General features: G+C 67.5%; 13 protein-coding genes. 5 read left to right on the top strand and 8 right to left on the bottom strand.

Annotated features, from left to right (window positions below):
- Positions 1-23: 23 nt before the first annotated feature.
- Complete coding sequence (locus HDG39_RS12975) at positions 24-2,621, bottom strand: DUF6600 domain-containing protein (protein ID WP_184006304.1); 2,598 nt, start codon at positions 2,619-2,621, stop codon at positions 24-26.
- A gap of 149 nt (positions 2,622-2,770) precedes the next feature.
- A complete protein-coding gene (locus HDG39_RS12970) occupies positions 2,771-3,484 on the bottom strand; it encodes an ArsR/SmtB family transcription factor (RefSeq protein WP_184006303.1) in 714 nt (237 codons plus the stop codon).
- 208 nt (positions 3,485-3,692) lie between these two features.
- Here HDG39_RS12970 and HDG39_RS12965 point away from each other — a divergent pair, with 208 nt between their 5' ends.
- Together HDG39_RS12965 and HDG39_RS12960 are read left to right on the top strand one after the other, a co-directional pair.
- Positions 3,693-3,833, top strand: a complete 141-nt coding sequence (locus HDG39_RS12965) for a hypothetical protein (RefSeq protein WP_184006302.1) — start codon at positions 3,693-3,695, stop codon at positions 3,831-3,833.
- A gap of 119 nt (positions 3,834-3,952) precedes the next feature.
- Positions 3,953-4,459, top strand: a complete 507-nt coding sequence (locus HDG39_RS12960) for an acyl-CoA thioesterase (RefSeq protein WP_184006301.1) — start codon at positions 3,953-3,955, stop codon at positions 4,457-4,459.
- A gap of 13 nt (positions 4,460-4,472) precedes the next feature.
- Here the strand turns inward: HDG39_RS12960 and fumC are convergent, their stop codons facing one another.
- The 5 genes from fumC to HDG39_RS12935 form a co-directional block, all read right to left on the bottom strand.
- Positions 4,473-5,870: a class II fumarate hydratase gene (gene fumC, locus HDG39_RS12955; protein WP_184006300.1), complete on the bottom strand. Its 1,398-nt coding sequence runs from the start codon at positions 5,868-5,870 to the stop codon at positions 4,473-4,475.
- Positions 5,871-5,885: 15 nt separating this feature from the next.
- Positions 5,886-7,610 (bottom strand): phospholipase D family protein, encoded by a 1,725-nt coding sequence (locus HDG39_RS12950; protein ID WP_260327799.1) that lies wholly within the window; start codon positions 7,608-7,610, stop codon positions 5,886-5,888.
- Positions 7,611-7,738: 128 nt separating this feature from the next.
- On the bottom strand, positions 7,739-8,698 hold the full coding sequence (panS, locus tag HDG39_RS12945; RefSeq protein ID WP_184006299.1) for a ketopantoate/pantoate/pantothenate transporter PanS: 960 nt from the start codon (positions 8,696-8,698) through the stop codon (positions 7,739-7,741).
- A 345-nt stretch (positions 8,699-9,043) separates the two neighbouring features.
- Entirely contained in the window at positions 9,044-10,459 is a 1,416-nt protein-coding gene (locus tag HDG39_RS12940; protein ID WP_184006298.1) for an MATE family efflux transporter, read from the bottom strand.
- A gap of 257 nt (positions 10,460-10,716) precedes the next feature.
- Positions 10,717-10,935 (bottom strand): RNA-binding S4 domain-containing protein, encoded by a 219-nt coding sequence (locus HDG39_RS12935; protein WP_013090085.1) that lies wholly within the window; start codon positions 10,933-10,935, stop codon positions 10,717-10,719.
- Between the two features lie 333 nt (positions 10,936-11,268).
- On the opposite strand from HDG39_RS12935, the gene HDG39_RS12930 reads away from it, so the two are divergent.
- From HDG39_RS12930 to HDG39_RS12920, 3 genes are all read left to right on the top strand, one after another.
- Complete coding sequence (locus tag HDG39_RS12930) at positions 11,269-11,787, top strand: hypothetical protein (protein ID WP_184006297.1); 519 nt, start codon at positions 11,269-11,271, stop codon at positions 11,785-11,787.
- A 91-nt stretch (positions 11,788-11,878) separates the two neighbouring features.
- Positions 11,879-12,142, top strand: a complete 264-nt coding sequence (locus HDG39_RS12925) for a hypothetical protein (protein ID WP_184006296.1) — start codon at positions 11,879-11,881, stop codon at positions 12,140-12,142.
- 60 nt (positions 12,143-12,202) lie between these two features.
- Positions 12,203-14,398, top strand: coding sequence for an ATP-dependent helicase (locus tag HDG39_RS12920; RefSeq protein ID WP_184006295.1), 2,196 nt, complete (start codon positions 12,203-12,205; stop codon positions 14,396-14,398).
- An 89-nt stretch (positions 14,399-14,487) separates the two neighbouring features.
- Here HDG39_RS12920 and HDG39_RS12915 read toward each other — a convergent pair whose 3' ends face one another.
- On the bottom strand, positions 14,488-15,255 hold the full coding sequence (locus HDG39_RS12915) for a DUF4088 family protein (RefSeq protein WP_184006294.1): 768 nt from the start codon (positions 15,253-15,255) through the stop codon (positions 14,488-14,490).
- Between the last annotated feature and the right edge of the window lie 36 nt (positions 15,256-15,291).

Raw genomic sequence — 15,291 nt, 5'->3', positions numbered from 1 at the left:
TGCCGGGACGGCAGGCGTCCTGCTCAGCTCTTGTGACGCTCGTCGCGATTGCCGCCGCCCTGGTGCTGCTCGGCATGTTGCGGTTGCGGCTGGGGTTGCGGACGTGGCTGCTGCACCTGCTGGGGCCGCGGTTCGGGGCGTGGCTGCTGCATCTGCGGACGCGGCTCGGGCCGGGCTTGCGGCATCGGCTGCGGACGCGGTTCGAAATGCGGCTGCTGCGCCTGCTGGAACTGCGGTTCGGGCCGACGGGCTTGCGGCATCGGCTGCGGACGCGGTTCGACACGCGGCTGCTGCGCCTGCTGGAACTGTGGTTCGGGTCGAGGGGCTTGCGGCATCGGCTGCGGACGCGGTTCGACACGCGGCTGTTGCGCCTGCTGCATTTGTGGTTCGGGACGCGGTTGCTGCGGCGGGAGGGCACGCGGGGCCTGTTGCGTCACAGGCGGATGCCAGTTTGGCACACGCGCCTGTTGCTGCGCGGCCGGGTTGTCCGGCGGATGGGGCACACCAGAGTGTTGCGCGAAGCTCGGCTGTTGCGGGCCGCCCGGCTGCGCCATGCGCGGTGCCTGCTGCGCCATCGGGGTATGAGGCTGCGTCCATGCCGGCTGAGACCTGCCGACCGCGCCCCATTCCTGCGGCGCGCCGCGCTGCCGTGCGTACGCCGCCGCGTTGGCTGAATTCCCACCGGCTGCTTGCGGCGGCCGCGGCACACCGTTCGACGGATGGCCCATATTGCCGGCGAGCCCGCTCTCGCCAGGCTGCGGCGGACGCGGATTGCCGACCATCTGCGGCGGCATGCCCGGACGCGCTTGCGGCGCTTCTCCATGCGGCCCCACGACGCCGGCTTCGCCGGGCCGCTGGCCAGTCTGCTCAACGCCATGCGGCCCGTTACCGTCCATTGCGCTGGGGCCGCCAGGCGCACCCGCCGCCATCCCCGGCGGACGTCCCGGCACATGCGATTGCACGACCCGCACGTTCGCCATCGGCAGCGCGCTCGGTGCGCCGGTCATATGCGCCGGCACTGCGGTGCGCACGACCGGCTGGCCGCCGCCGGGCACCCGACCGCCGCTTTGCGCGAAGCGCTGCGCGAGCTCGTCGTGATAAGCGGCCGGCATGACGGGATTGCGAGTCGCGACGACCGGCCGGCCGACGACGCTCGCCGGTGGCCGGTAGTTCGCGCGCCGCAGATCCGACCCGAAGCTTTCGCGCACCGGCGCTATCCCCGGTCCGCCCGGGTTGATCCGCGCGTTGCGCCACTGCGCCGGATCGACCTTCTGCGAAAAGCGTCGGACTGGCTGACCGTGCACGAACGCTGTCGCCGGCACGGCCGTCACACCGCCCGGCACGCGATAGTTCACGTACGCGTTGTGGATGTTCACGTTGCGGCGGTAGTCGTTGACGATCGTCGTGCGGTTCACGCGGTTGTAGTACCCAGCGCTCCAGCGGTCGTGACCGCCCCAATGCGGATGCCACCGCTCGCCCGGCCCGAGCGGAAACCACGCGACGCCCGCCGCGATGACCCCGCCGACCGCCAGGTTCACACCCCAGTCGACACCGCCGTCGTCGTCGCCGACGAATGCGACCAGCGCCGGCGCATAGACCGGCGCCGCGTCCGCTTCGAGCGGACCTGGCACCCAGGCCCACGTGCCGTCGACCTCGGCCCAGCGGCCGTAGTGGTACGGCGCGAAGCCCCAAGGTTGGTCGTCGACCCAGGTCCAGCCCCACGGCGCCTGCCAGACCCAGTGGCCGTCGTGATACGGCGCCCAGCCGGCCGGCGTCGCGTTCGGCACCCACACTTCGCCGTACTGCGGCGTCTCGCGCCATGTGCCGTTGGCATCGAGGTCGTCGTAGCCGGGGATGTCGCGCGACACGTAGCGCGCCGACAGAGAGCGGTCTTCGGTGGCGTCGCGGCTGGCGGCCCACTGGTCGAGCTCGTCGACAGCGGGCGCGCGGTTGTCGGCGACTTGCTGCAGGCTGCTGCCGGCAAAGCGGATCTGCTGACCCGCCGCGACCGGCACCTGGCCGCCGTCGCCGTACGCGATCGCGCTGCCGCTGCGCACGGTGACGGTCGTGCTGCTGCCGTCCGGCGCGACGTCGACGCGGTAGTCGCCGGGACCATTCACGCCGAGCGCAAGATTCGGCGTGTCGATTTCATACGACGAGCCCGGCGCGAGCTCGCGCACGCGCGTCGATAGCGTGCCTTGCGCGACTTTCAGTTGCGCGGTCGTGTCGTCGAGATTGAGCACGTCGAGGCTCGTGTTCTGGCCGAGGCGCACCGCGGTCGAGCCGATGTGCAGCTCGGAGCGTGCGTTCTGGTCGTTCCATAGCTGGTCGCCGGTCGTCAGCGGCCGGTTGATCTGCGCGTACGACCAGTCGGTCGCGCCGGCGGGCTCGGTGGTCACGGCGCCGGCCGTGTAGTTCAGACGCGCGATGCGCCCCGGCGGGTCGCCGCCCGGCGGATCGCCGCCCGGCCCGACGGCCGCCGCGGCTTGTGGCGTGGGTGTCGCTTGCTGCGCCAGGGCGCTCTGCGCCGCGAGTGCAACGACGGCGGTCGCGATCATCGTATATCCGCTCATCCGGCGTCGGATCCCGGCTTGCTGCACGGGCTGCTTGGCGTGTGTCATGACTGATCTCCGACGGACGTGGCAATGGGCCGGGCCCGTTCAGTCACTGTACCCGCCGCGAATGTTTCAAGACCCGCTCATTTGTAAGGTGGATTCGCTGGCGTGTAACAAAAGATCTCGCCACGTCGGGCCGCCGGCAGGTGAACGGTCTATCCGGCCAGAAACGCATCGAATTGTTGATGGCCGGCCGGCGTGACGCGCAGCACGCGCGGCCGCTCGGTCCGCTCGACCCAGCCATGCGCCGACCACGCATCGAGCAACGCCGCGCCGAGCGCGCCGCCCAGATGCGGTCGGCGCATGCTCCAGTCGAGGCAGGTGCAAGCGAAACGCCGCCGTCGGGTCTTCTGCGCGGCCATATCGATGCCCCAGTCGGCGAAGCGGGCGACGCCCTGCGCGGTCGCTTCGAGCGATGCGCCGTCTTGCGTCAGCAGTCCGCGCTCGAGCATGCGCTCGAACATGCGCACCGACAGCTCGCCTGCCATGTGGTCGTAACAGGTGCGCGCATAGCGCATTTCCAGCGGCACGGTGCGTGCCGGACCCGGCACGGAGCGCTGGGGCGCGCTGACCTGCGCGACATTGGCGAGTGCTTCGATCGATGCGGCGATGTCCGCCGACGCGATACGGAAATAGCGATGCCGGCCGCGCACTTCGAGCGCGAGCAGCCCGCCGTCGGTGAGCCGTCCGAGATGGGCGCTCGCCGCCGATGGCGACAGCCCCGCGATCATCGTCAGTTCGCCGGCCGGGCGGGCGCTGCCGTCCATTAGCGCCCACAGCATCGCGGCGCGGCCGGGATCGGCGAGTAGCGCGCCGATGCGGCTCAGGCCGGGGAAGTGGTTCTGGTCGTCTAGGAAGGGGGCGGTCATGGCGCGTCTCCTGAATGGGCGGCAAAGGGCAGCGCGGTCCAATCGCAAAGCCCGCCGCCACGATTCCTACTCTACGCGTATCGGGTATTCGATGTTTCAGCTTGGCGTGAACAATCAATGCGACGGACGTGTCCGGCTCGCCCGCGTTTGCGCGGTGTCGCGTGCCACAGGCTAGAATCGAAGCCTGTCCTTGCAGGAAATCGATGTGATGAAAACTCTTCTCGCCGTCGCCGCGGCGGTTCTGCTGTTCAGCGCCTGCGCGGGGGGCGGAGCCGGCTCGGGATCGGCCGGCAGCGGCAGCATCAACATGTACGGCACCGTCGACACAGGGATCAGCGTCCACAACTAGGCCCACCGTCGGCCCATCGGCGCGCTTCGCGCCGCGTCCCCCAATCGACGCTCCGTCGCGCGCAATATTGCGCTCGTATAATCGCCTCCTTTCAATGCATCCGATTGACCGGAGTCAAGATGAGCACTGTTCCCACCGCACCGCTGGACCGTTCGGAAACCACCTTCCGCTTTCTCGCCGAGCCGACCTCGGTCAACTTCGGTGGCAAGGTGCATGGCGGCGCGCTGATGAAGTGGATCGACGAAACCGCCTACGCATGCGCGGCGGTATGGTCTGGGCGCTATTGCGTGACGGTCAGCGTCGGCAATATCCGTTTCCGTCGGCCGATCCTCGTCGGCAATCTGGTCGAGCTGCGCGCGCGCGTCGTCGCGACGGGCCGCACCAGCATGCACATCCACGTGTCGGTGCACGCGGGCGACCCGAAGGGCGGCGAACTGCTGCAGACCACCGACTGTCTCGTCGTAATGGTCGCCGTCAACGAGAACGGCCATCCGGTGCCGGTGCCCGCCTTCCTGCCAGAGACCGAGGAGCAGAAACGCCTCGCCAGGTACGCGATGGACGTGAAGGAAGCGCTCGACGCGATCATCGAGCTGAAGCCGGAAGAAGTCTCGCAGGGAAAGATCTAGGCGCAGCGCATCATCATGCGGCGCGTCCGACCATATCCTCGGGTCGCACCCACTCGTCGAACTGCTGCTCGGTGACATAACCGAGCGCCAGCGCCGACGCCTTCAGCGTCGTGCCTTCCTTGTGCGCCTTCTTCGCGATCTGCGCGGCCTTGTCGTAGCCGATGTGCGGATTGAGCGCCGTCACCAGCATCAGCGATTCGTTGAGCAAGGTATCGATGCGCTCGTGATTCGGCTCGATGCCGGCCGCGCAGTTGTCGTTGAAGCTATGCGCGCCGTCGGCGAGCAGGCGCACCGACTGCAGCACGTTGTGCGCGATCATCGGACGGAACACGTTGAGCTCGAAGTTGCCGCTCGCGCCGCCGATGTTCACGGCGACGTCGTTGCCGAACACCTGCGCGCACAGCATCGTCAATGCTTCGGACTGGGTCGGATTGACCTTGCCCGGCATGATCGAGCTGCCCGGCTCGTTTTCGGGGATCGACAGCTCGCCGAGACCGCAGCGTGGGCCGCTCGCGAGCCAGCGGATGTCGTTGGCGATCTTGTTCAGGCTCGCGGCCACCGTTTTGAGCGCGCCGTGCGCGAATACCAGCGCGTCGGCGGCTGCCATCACCTCGAACTTGTTCGGCGCCGACACGAACGGCAGACCGGTCAGCTTGCCGATCGCGGCGGCGACGCCGTCGGCGAACTTCGGGTGCGCGTTCAGTCCCGTGCCGACCGCGGTGCCGCCCTGCGCAAGCTCGTACAGATGCGGCAACGCCGACTCGGCGTGCCGGATGCCGTGCTCGAGCTGCGCGACATAGCCCGAGAATTCCTGGCCGAGCGTGAGCGGCGTCGCGTCCTGCAGGTGCGTGCGGCCGATCTTGACGACGTCGGTGAACGCTTTCGCCTTGCCGTCTAGCGTGTCGCGCAACGTCTTCAGCGCGGGCAGCAGATGCTTGACGATGGCATCCGCGGCAGCCACGTGCATCGCCGTCGGAAACACGTCGTTCGACGACTGCCCGCGATTCACGTCATCGTTCGGATGCACCTTGCGCGCTTCGCCGCGCTCGCCGCCGAGCAGCTCGCTCGCACGGTTGGCGATCACCTCGTTCAGGTTCATGTTGGTCTGCGTGCCCGAGCCGGTCTGCCAGACCGCCAGCGGAAATTCGTCCGGATGTTTGCCGTCGATGATCTCGTCGGCCGCCTGCATGATCGCGCGGGCCTTCTGCTCGTCGAGCACACCGAGGCCGAGGTTGACCTCGGCGGCCGCGCGCTTGATCACCGCGAGCGCGGTGATCAGCTCGGGCGACTGCTTTTCCGTCGAAATCTTGAAGTTCTGCAGCGAGCGCTGCGTCTGCGCGCCCCACAGGCGGGCGTTCGGTACCGCGATTTCGCCGAACGTGTCGCGCTCCATCCGTACGTCTTCAGTCATGGTTGACTCCGCTTCTCAAAGTTCCGAGTTGACAGGCAATAACGAGAATAGACCCGTTAGCGCATTCCGGTAAAAACCGGCCTGCGGATCGAAAATGTAGGTGCGTGTCTGGCCGTTCTCGACGTCGGTCCAGACGAGCGGCGACAGTGGCGCGCCGATCGAGCGCAGATAGGCGAGCTGGGCCGCGTCGGCGAGCGTCACGCGGTAGCTGTGATCGGGCTGGATGGCACGCTCGAAGATGCTGGCGACCTGATTCGCGAGTTTGGGGCTGTGGATCACGAGTGCGAGCTCGGTGTTCAGATTGGCCGAGCGGGGGTCGAGGTTCATCGAGCCGATGACGAGAATCTGGTGGTCGATCACATAAGTCTTCGCATGCAAACTCGCGCGCGAACGCGAGCCGACCAGCCCCACGTCCGGCGTGTCCTGGTACGGCCTCAATTCGTACAGTTCGACGCCTGCCTTTAGCAGCGGCACCCGGAACGGGCTGTAGCCGGCCTGCACGGCGACCGCGTCGGTAGCCGCGAGCGAGTTGGTCAGCACTGCGATGCGGATGCCGCGGCGCGTGAGCTCGCCGGCCGCCTGCACGCCCGGCGCGTGCGGCACGAAGTAGGGCGACACGATCAGGAAGTCGTGCTGCGCGTCGCGCATCAGTTCGCGCAGCCGCGCGAGCGGCGGGCTCACGTAGTCCGGCGACGGATGCGCGATTTTCTCCGGCAGGTCCGCCCTGAATTCCGCACCCGCCCACGTGAGGCCGAGCTGCTCGCTCCTAATCTGCGCGGCGAGCGGCGTCGCGTTCAGCGGTTTCGCGTTGTACGGATCGGCATTGGTGCGCCAGTGGTGGCGCAGGTCGTCGCGCGTCTGGTCGAGTTCTTTCTGGTTGAATTTCTGCCTGTTCAGCGCACGCAGTGGATAGGCGAGGTCGCTGTTCCAGTAGTCGTCGAAACTCGCCGAGACGTCGGCGACGATCGGGCCCGCCGCGAGCACGTCCATGTCGCGGAACTGCAGCGTTTCGCTGGCGCTGAAGTACTCGTCGCCAAGATTGCGCCCGCCAACGATCGCGAGCTGGTTGTCCGCGATCATCGCCTTGTTGTGCATGCGGCGCGTGAAGTGGCCGATCTGCGTGAACACGTTCGTGGTGCGCTCGAACATGCCTTGCTGGGCGCTGCCGAGCGGATTGAAGACGCGAATCTCGATGTTGTCGTGCGAGTTCAGCCCCGCCACGATGCGGTCGATGTCCTTGAAGTTCAGATCGTCGACCAGCATGCGCACGCGCACGCCGTGATCGGCCGCATACAGCGCGGCGCCGAGCAGCAGCTTGCCGGTGGTGTCCTCGTTGGCAATGTAGTACTGCATGTCGAGGGTTTTGGTCGCCGCGCGCGCGAGCGCGATGCGCATCTGCAGCGCGTCGGTGCCGTTCGCCAGCACGCGAAAGCCCGACTGCTCCGGATGCTTCGCCTCGAACGGCGCGAGCGCTTCGCGCAGCGGCGTATCCGCGGTGGCGGGGAGTGCGTGTGTGAGCTGGCGGTCGAACGCGGTGGCGGGCGGCTTCGTCGCGCAGGCGGTCAAAAATGCCGCCGCGCAACAGAGCAGGAAAAATTGCCTCGTCGTGCTGACTATCGAGTGGCGGCGCGCGGCCCGCCGATTTTGTTCGAATTGGCCCTGCACGCTGTTTTTCCCCTTGTTTTGCAAGCTTTTCGCGTGGCGACAGCGAAGGCCTGCGCACGCTGTCGAGAAAACCATTCTAAGGGAATTGGGGCGCGTGCTCGTCGTTCGTCTGCAAACCCGGCCGAGTGCCGCGCGTCGGTCGGGAGGGCGCCGCAGTTGGGTGATCCATCAACTGATGCCAACCGCGGCGCGCGGACGCTCTATCAGACGCGCTCGGCGTGCAGCGCGCGCTCGCCATCGGGATGGGTCGAGCCTTTCGCCGGGCGACCCGCCCACACTCCCGCGAGCAGCGAGCCCGACAGGTTGTGCCAGACCGAGAACAGCGCACCCGGCAGCGCGGCGAGCGGCGTGAAGTAGAGCTTGCCGAGCGTCGCGGCGAGACCGGAGTTCTGCATGCCCACTTCGATCGCGAGCGTACGGCAGACGGCTTCGTCGAAACCGAGCAGACGGCCGCCCCAGTAGCCGCCGAGCAGGCCGATGCCGTTGTGCAGGATGACACCGACCATCACGACGAGCCCCACCGACGCGATGCTCTTCTGCGTGCCGCCCACCACCGCGCCGATGATCAGCACAATCGCGACCATCGACACGAGCGGCAGGATCGGTTCGATCTTGCGCACGAGCTTGCCGAACAGATGATTGACGACGAGACCGACGACGATCGGCAGCGCGACTATCTGCAGGATGCTCATCAGCATGCCGTGCACGTCGACGACGATCGACGCGTCGACGTAAAGGCGCGTGAGCAGCGGGGTCGCGAACACGCCGACGAGCGTCGACAGCGCGCTGATCGTCACCGACAGCGCGACGTCGCCGCGCGCGAGATAAATCATCACGTTCGACGCGGTGCCGCTCGCGACGCTGCCGACCAGCACCATGCCGGCGGTCAGGTCGGGCGGCATGCGCAGCGCCCTGGCGATGACCCATGCGGCGAGCGGCATCACGAGGTAGTGCAGCACGATGCCGGCGATCACCGGCGCGGGACGCGTGAACACGCGCAGGAAATCGCCGGCCGACAGCGTGACGCCCATCGCCAGCATGATGATTGTGAGGAGCGTGGTGACGTGCGGCGCGACGCCGGAAAACGAGGCCGGCGAGAAGTACGCGGCGACCGAGACGAGCACGGCCCAGAGCGGGAACAGGCGGGTGACGCGGGCAAGCATGGCGGGTGGTCCTTGGTTATGTTGTATCGCGGGAAAGCGGGGCTGCGGCCCGGCCGGTTGTGGGCTGGCGTTGCGGCGTTTGCCGCGCCAAAGCGGGCGAAGCGGCTACGGCAAGCGCCGTGGCGAAAGCGCGGCAAAAACGGGTGGCCAATTGAAGCCGCACGAAGCCGCACGCGACGCGGGCAATGGTGAGTGCGCGCGCGACGCCAGTCCGGCGCCTGCCTTCGTGAGGCGCGCCGTCGTGCGGTTCGTGGCGCGTGAGCGCGGGATAGCGCTCGCGAGCCGTGGCGGCCATTTTACCTTTTGCAGGGAGTGCTTCAGGAGTGGGGCTTGCCGCTACTTCGCTCAAACCGAGCGCGCGGGCGGCGTGGCTGATGCGGCCGTCGGCGTCTGCCGCCGGCTCAGCCTGTGAAAACGCAGCGTCATCAGCAGCGCGACGCTCGCGAGGCCTGCAGCGAGCCCCCACCACAAGCCGCGCGCGCCGAGGCCGGCGTGAAACGCGAGCAGATAGCCGGTCGGAAAACCGATCACCCAGTAGCCGAACGCGGCGGCGATCATCGGCACGCGCGTGTCCTTCAGCCCGCGCAGACAGCCGGAGCCCACCGCCTGCATCCCGTCGACGATCTGGAAAATCGCCGCCACGCCGAGCAGCGAACTGGCGAGCGCGATGGTCGGCGCATTCGTCGGGTCGTCGAGATGCAGATACAGGCCGACGATCCAATGCGGCGCGGTGATCAGCACGAGGCCCGACATCGACATGAAGCCGACGCCGAGCGCGAGCGCGACGAAGCCCGCGTGGCGCGCGGCGAGCGGCTGACCGGCGCCGGCCCAATAGCCGACCCGCACGTTGGCCGCCTGGCCGATCGACAGCGGCACCATAAATGCGACCGATGCGACGTTCAGCGCGATCTGATGCGCGGCCAGTTGCGATTCGCCGAGCAGGCCAACCATCAGGCCAGTGGCGAGGAACAGCGTCGACTCGACGCCGTAGGTGATCGCGACCGGCCAGCCGATGCCGAACAATTCGCCCATCAACGGCAGCTTCGGCCGCGTCGCCACGACGAAATGGCGGAAGCGCGGCCGCAGATGCAGCAGCGCCATCAGCACGAGCGCGGTCAGCCACACGGTGATCGTGGTCGCGGCCGCCGAGCCGAGAAAACCCAGCCGCGGCAGCCCGTACGCGCCGTGGATGAGCCCGTAGTTCAGGAAGCCGTTCACGCCGACGCTCGCGATCGACACCCACAACAGGCGCCGTGCCGCGCCGATCGCCGGCAGAAACGAGCGCATCAGGCCGACGCCGATCAGGCTCGCGGGTGCCCCCCAGCGCAACACCGCCGCGTATCGGCCGACGTTGTGCGCGAGCAGGCCCGGCTCGCCGACCGCGAGCAGGATCCTCGACGCGAACGACAGCAGGATGAACGCCGGCACCGACAGCAGCACCGACAGCACGAAACCGGTCCAGTAAATATGCGGCACCCGGCCGTCGTCCTGCGCGCCGCGCGCGTGCGCGACGCTGACGCTGACCGAGGTCAGCACGCCCTGCAGCAGCGTGACGACGACGAAAAAGAGGTTCGCGCCGAGGCCGCCGGCGGCGAGCGCATCGGGGCCGAGCGAGCCGAGCAGGATCGTGTCGGTGACGCTCATCGCCATTTGCGACAGTTGCGCGATCGCGAGCGGCGCGGCGAGCCGCGCGGTGTCGGCCGCGTGGCGGGATAGGGTCGGCGGCCGGCTGGCCGCGCGGGCGAAGCGGGGTTGAGTCATCGAATGCCTGACGGCGAAAAGTGGCAACAGCGGTGGTAACAGCGAAAGGCGGGCGCAAGCGGCGCCGCATTGCGTCTCGCCGCGCGCTCTGACGGGCGTTGCAGCGGCCGGGCAGCGGGCGGGAAAAACCGCGACGCGACGGCGAGGCGGTCCGTCGTTTACCTGTCGAAACAGACAGCTTATTGCCTCCTCCGGCCGCTGTCGATGGACGACGCACAATTCTGGTGCGTGCCGTCCTGCGAATTTCCGGACTGCCGTCAGCCTTCGTGGACCGCGATTCGCGTATCGCCGAGCAGCACGACCTGGCCCGCGCGGATCTTGCAGGTCTTACGCGTCTCGACCCGGCCATCGACCATCACGGCGCCGTCCGCAACCATCATTTTCGCGGAGCCGCCGCTATCCGCGAGACCCGTGATCTTCAGCAGATTGTGGAGTTCGACATATTCGCCGGTCAGCGTGAAATTGAGGTTTGGCATGGCGTTTGCACCTTTGGGCGCGGGGTCGCGTTGGGGTTCGCATCATAAAGCAAGCGCACGCGGAGCGGCGGCGCGGCCATCCAGCGAGCCCTTCGCGCAAGCAAATGAAAGTAGATGTTATTCAGTTGTCGGAAAGTGAAACGTTCCGTAACGCTGGTCGCACCGGACGGATTTCACTCCTAGAGTGCAATTCAGCAGCAAAGCCCGCTGGCTTCCGGGATCGCTCCCCGGCCATCCATCCAGCGACGCACAGTCCGGACGAGGCGCGCGACGTTCCGTCATCACGACGCCAGAGAGTCCGCCCGTGTCACAACAACTCCAGAGAGGATAGCCATGACCCAGATTCGTTCGCTCCTGATCGGTACCGCCCTCACTGCTTTTGCCGCGACGGCCGCCGTCGCGCAGACCGCGCAGCCGGCAGCAGGCATCGGCGCTCAGGCGCAGATCCGGAGCCAGGGCGCCGCCGACATGGCGCCGCCGTCCGCGGCTGGCGCCCAGCGCATGCAGGCGCCGCCTTCGACGCAAGGCATGCAGCAAGTCCCGGGCGCACCCGCCGCGCAAGGCGTCGAGGCGCCGCCGCCGGCCCGTTTGACGGCTTCGGGCTCCACCGACCCGCTCGTGCAGAAGCGCGACGCCGACGCGAAGGCCAACGCCGAGTATCGCGCGGCCAGGAAGTCCTCGAAAGCGGAATTGAAGGCGGAGCAGAAGGCCGCGAAGGACGAGTACAAGGAGCAGATGCGCGGCGCGAAGCTGAACCAGAAGGCGGACAAACAGACCGCCAATAACGAAATGAAGATGAACATGGAAGGGCAGGCTGCGGCGCAGGGCGACGGCGCGGACGTCAAGCACTAAGCCCTGCTGGATGCCGCGGCGCGCGGGTCTGCGAGGCTCGCGCGCCGCGGGCGTCTGTCGCTTGGCAAGAGGTACTTCAGGGAGATTTGAGATGAACATCAACCGTTCCACCCGAAACCGCATTTACGCCGCGCTGATGGCGGGTTGTCTGTCGTCGGCGGTGTTCGCGCAGACGACAGACCCGGCCGCGGCGCCCCCCACGCATGCGGACAAAAAGGCCGCGAAAGAACAGGCGAAGGCCGACAAGAAAGCCGCGGTCGCCCAGGCGAAAGCGGACAAGACCAAAGCCGACGCGCAGGCCGACGCCGACAAGGCCAGCGCTGCTGCCAACGTGAAGGACGCGAAGAAACAGTAGTGCGCGGCGTAGACCGGCGGATAGGCCCCGAAAAAAGGGGCGCTTGTCGCACGAGGTTGTATGGATATACAGTATGCGTCGCATCCTGAAAATCCATCCAACCCGCGAAACCGATCAGTGTCCACCGTCGCCGAATCCGCTCCGTCGTTCGATACCGCCGCCTGGCTAGCAAAGCTCAACGACGCCCAACGCGAAGCCGTCGAATACGGGACCGACACGCCAGATGCGCTGCCCGGCGCGCTGCTCGTGATCGCGGGTGCCGGCTCCGGCAAGACCAACACGCTCGCGCACCGCGTCGCCAATCTGGTGGTGAAGGGCGCCGATCCGCAGCGCATCCTGCTGTTGACCTTCTCGCGCCGCGCGGCGCTCGAAATGACCCGCCGCGTGACCCGCATCGCGGGCGCCGCGGCCCCTACCGTCGGCGCACGCGCCGCGCTCGCGCAAGGGCTCACGTGGGCGGGTACCTTCCATAGTGTCGGCGCGCGGCTGTTGCGCGAATACGCGGATCTGATCGGCCTCGCGCCCGCGTTCACGATCAACGACCGCGAAGACTCCGCCGACCTGATGAACCTCGTGCGCCACGAGCTTGGACTGTCCGCGAAGGAGCGGCGGTTTCCGGCGAAGGGCACCTGCTTCGCGATCTACTCGCGTGTCGTCAACACCGGCGCGTCGCTCGGCCAGGTATTGGACCGCGCGTTTCCGTGGTGTCGCGAGTGGGAGGACGATCTGCGCCGGCTGTTCGCCGCATACGTCGACGCGAAACAGAAGCAGAGCGTGCTCGACTACGACGATCTGCTGCTCTACTGGTCGCACATGGCCGCCGAGCCCAGCATCGCGGCAGACCTGTCGGCGCGTTTCGATCATGTTCTGGTCGACGAATACCAGGACACCAACCGCCTGCAGGCGTCGATCCTGCTCGCCATGAAGCCGGACGGCCGTGGCCTGACCGTGGTCGGCGACGACGCGCAGTCCATCTATTCGTTTCGCGGCGCGACGGTGCGCAATATCCTCGACTTTCCCGCGCAGTTCGAGCCGCCCGCCAGGCAGGTCACGCTCGAGCGCAACTATCGCTCGACCGAGCCGATTCTCGCCGCGTCGAACGCGGTGATCGAACTCGCGACCGAGCGCTACACCAAGAATCTGTGGACCGACAAGGCGTCGGCGCAGCGCCCGCGCCTCGTCACGGTCGCCGACGATGCCGCGCAAGCCCGCTACGTCGTCGAGCAGGTGCTCGAGGCGCGCGAGCAGGGCGTGAAGCTGAAGTCGCAGGCGGTATTGTTTCGCGCCGCGCATCACAGCGCCGCGCTCGAGATCGAGCTCACGCGCCGCAACATTCCATTCGTCAAGTTCGGCGGGCTCAAATTTCTCGACTCGGTGCATGTGAAGGACGTGCTCGCGGTGCTGCGCTGGGCCGAGAATCCGCGCGATCGCGTGGCCGGCTTTCGCGTTGTGCAGCTGCTGCCGGGCGTCGGCCCGGCCACCGCGGCGAAGGTGCTCGACGACATCGTCGCGCGCGCGGACGGCGGCGATCCGGTCTCGACCGCGGGCAGTGTGCTGGCCGCGTTTGCGGCGCCCGCGCGCACGCAGGAAGACTGGCACCCGTTCGTCAAGCTGATGTCGAGCGTGTACGACCGGCAAACGCCGTGGCCCGCCGAGTTCGAGATGGTGCGGCGCTGGTACGAGCCGCATCTGGAGCGCAATCACGAGGACGCCGCGATCCGTCACGCGGACCTGCTGCAGATGGAAAGCATCGCGGCTACGTATCCGTCGCGAGAACGCTTCCTGACCGAGTTGACGCTCGATCCGCCCGACGCGACCAGCGACGAATCCGGCGTGCCACTGATCGACGAGGACTACCTGATCCTGTCGACGATCCATTCGGCGAAGGGTCAGGAGTGGCGCAACGTGTTCGTGCTGAACGGCGTCGACGGCTGCATTCCGTCCGATCTCGGCACCGGCAGCGAGGAGGAAATCGACGAGGAGCGGCGCCTGCTTTACGTGGCGATGACGCGCTCGAAGGAAGACCTGCACATCGTCGTGCCGCAGCGCTTTTACGTGCACAACCAGACGCATCTGGGCGACCGCCATGTGTGGGCGTCGCGCACGCGCTTCATCGCCACGCCGATGCTGCCGCTGTTCGACGCCTATGCATGGCCGCGCATTCCGGTGGCGAGCGCGCCGAGCGCGGCGGGGCTCGCCGCGGCCGCGCAGGCGAAGATCGAGATCGCGGCGAAGCTCAGGAAGATGTGGGATTGAGCGGCTAGCACCGCGCGTTGGGATCGACGCGCGGGCAGGGGGCGCGTTGATCCGACTAAGGGAAGTGCGCCGCGCGGGTCAGTGGAAGCTCAGCGCGACTGCCGCTGCTGTTGCTGCGCGACCGGAGGCGGCGGCACGAAGAAATTGCGCAGCCATGCCGCGAGCCGCGAGAACACGTCGTACGGTTCCTCGACGAAAATCTCCGGCTTCAAGAGCCGCAGATACTCCATGATCTGCTGCGCTTCCTGCTTCTGGAACGTGCCGTGCGAAATGCCTAGCCGCAACAGCCCACGCAGTTCGCCGAGCTTCTCGCGCGCGGTGCTGCCCACGCTCGTCTCGCACGCGACCTTCGCCTCGTAGACGCGCTGGCGCAGCGACTCGACGAGCCGCCATGCCGGCGTCTGCATCACTTCCTCGAGCGCCTGAATGTCCTGCACCGTGCTCTTGATCTGCGAGGCGAGGGGGTCGACCAGCGTCGCATCGCCTTCCGCTTCCTTGACGATAGCGGCGGCCCAGTCGCGGCATTGCTTGCTGAGTTCCTCGGGCGTCCATTCCGAGCGCGCCGCGAAACCGAAGCCGAACTCGCCCGCCTGCCGCATCAGGATCGACACGACGTCCGGGAATTCCTTGTCGAGCGTGCGTTTGGCCCACGCGTACTGGCCGCCTTGCAGCATCCGCTGTACCGCGTGCTCGGTGAGCGGCACCATGTTGTCGAGCAGCTTGGCGCGTAAGAAATCCTCGAACGACGGCGTCGCGAACTGCGGATCGAGCTTCAGCGAGACCCGTAAAAAGGCCTCGAAGTCCTTGCGCAGCGACGCGACGGTCTCGTCCTTGAGCTTCAGGGTGATTTGACCCATGTGTTATCCCGTTTAATGCGGCCGCGCGCGGCGCGC

The sequence above is a fragment of the Paraburkholderia lebeckiae genome (genome assembly GCF_014201005.1).
In the GTDB taxonomy this organism is placed as follows: Bacteria; Pseudomonadota; Gammaproteobacteria; order Burkholderiales; family Burkholderiaceae; genus Paraburkholderia; species Paraburkholderia tuberum.
This window is presented reverse-complemented; position numbering and strand designations above follow the sequence as displayed.

What these genes read in the sequence shown, in the direction of transcription:
- HDG39_RS12975 (WP_184006304.1), bottom strand. Translation starts at nt 2,621, where the DNA reads ATGACACACGCCAAGCAGCCCGTGCAGCAAGCCGGGATCCGACGCCGG.
- HDG39_RS12970 (WP_184006303.1), bottom strand. Translation starts at nt 3,484, where the DNA reads ATGACCGCCCCCTTCCTAGACGACCAGAACCACTTCCCCGGCCTGAGC.
- HDG39_RS12965 (WP_184006302.1), top strand. Translation starts at nt 3,693, where the DNA reads ATGAAAACTCTTCTCGCCGTCGCCGCGGCGGTTCTGCTGTTCAGCGCC.
- HDG39_RS12960 (WP_184006301.1), top strand. Translation starts at nt 3,953, where the DNA reads ATGAGCACTGTTCCCACCGCACCGCTGGACCGTTCGGAAACCACCTTC.
- fumC (WP_184006300.1), bottom strand. Translation starts at nt 5,870, where the DNA reads ATGACTGAAGACGTACGGATGGAGCGCGACACGTTCGGCGAAATCGCG.
- HDG39_RS12950 (WP_260327799.1), bottom strand. Translation starts at nt 7,610, where the DNA reads ATGGTTTTCTCGACAGCGTGCGCAGGCCTTCGCTGTCGCCACGCGAAA.
- panS (WP_184006299.1), bottom strand. Translation starts at nt 8,698, where the DNA reads ATGCTTGCCCGCGTCACCCGCCTGTTCCCGCTCTGGGCCGTGCTCGTC.
- HDG39_RS12940 (WP_184006298.1), bottom strand. Translation starts at nt 10,459, where the DNA reads ATGACTCAACCCCGCTTCGCCCGCGCGGCCAGCCGGCCGCCGACCCTA.
- HDG39_RS12935 (WP_013090085.1), bottom strand. Translation starts at nt 10,935, where the DNA reads ATGCCAAACCTCAATTTCACGCTGACCGGCGAATATGTCGAACTCCAC.
- HDG39_RS12930 (WP_184006297.1), top strand. Translation starts at nt 11,269, where the DNA reads ATGACCCAGATTCGTTCGCTCCTGATCGGTACCGCCCTCACTGCTTTT.
- HDG39_RS12925 (WP_184006296.1), top strand. Translation starts at nt 11,879, where the DNA reads ATGAACATCAACCGTTCCACCCGAAACCGCATTTACGCCGCGCTGATG.
- HDG39_RS12920 (WP_184006295.1), top strand. Translation starts at nt 12,203, where the DNA reads ATGGATATACAGTATGCGTCGCATCCTGAAAATCCATCCAACCCGCGA.
- HDG39_RS12915 (WP_184006294.1), bottom strand. Translation starts at nt 15,255, where the DNA reads ATGGGTCAAATCACCCTGAAGCTCAAGGACGAGACCGTCGCGTCGCTG.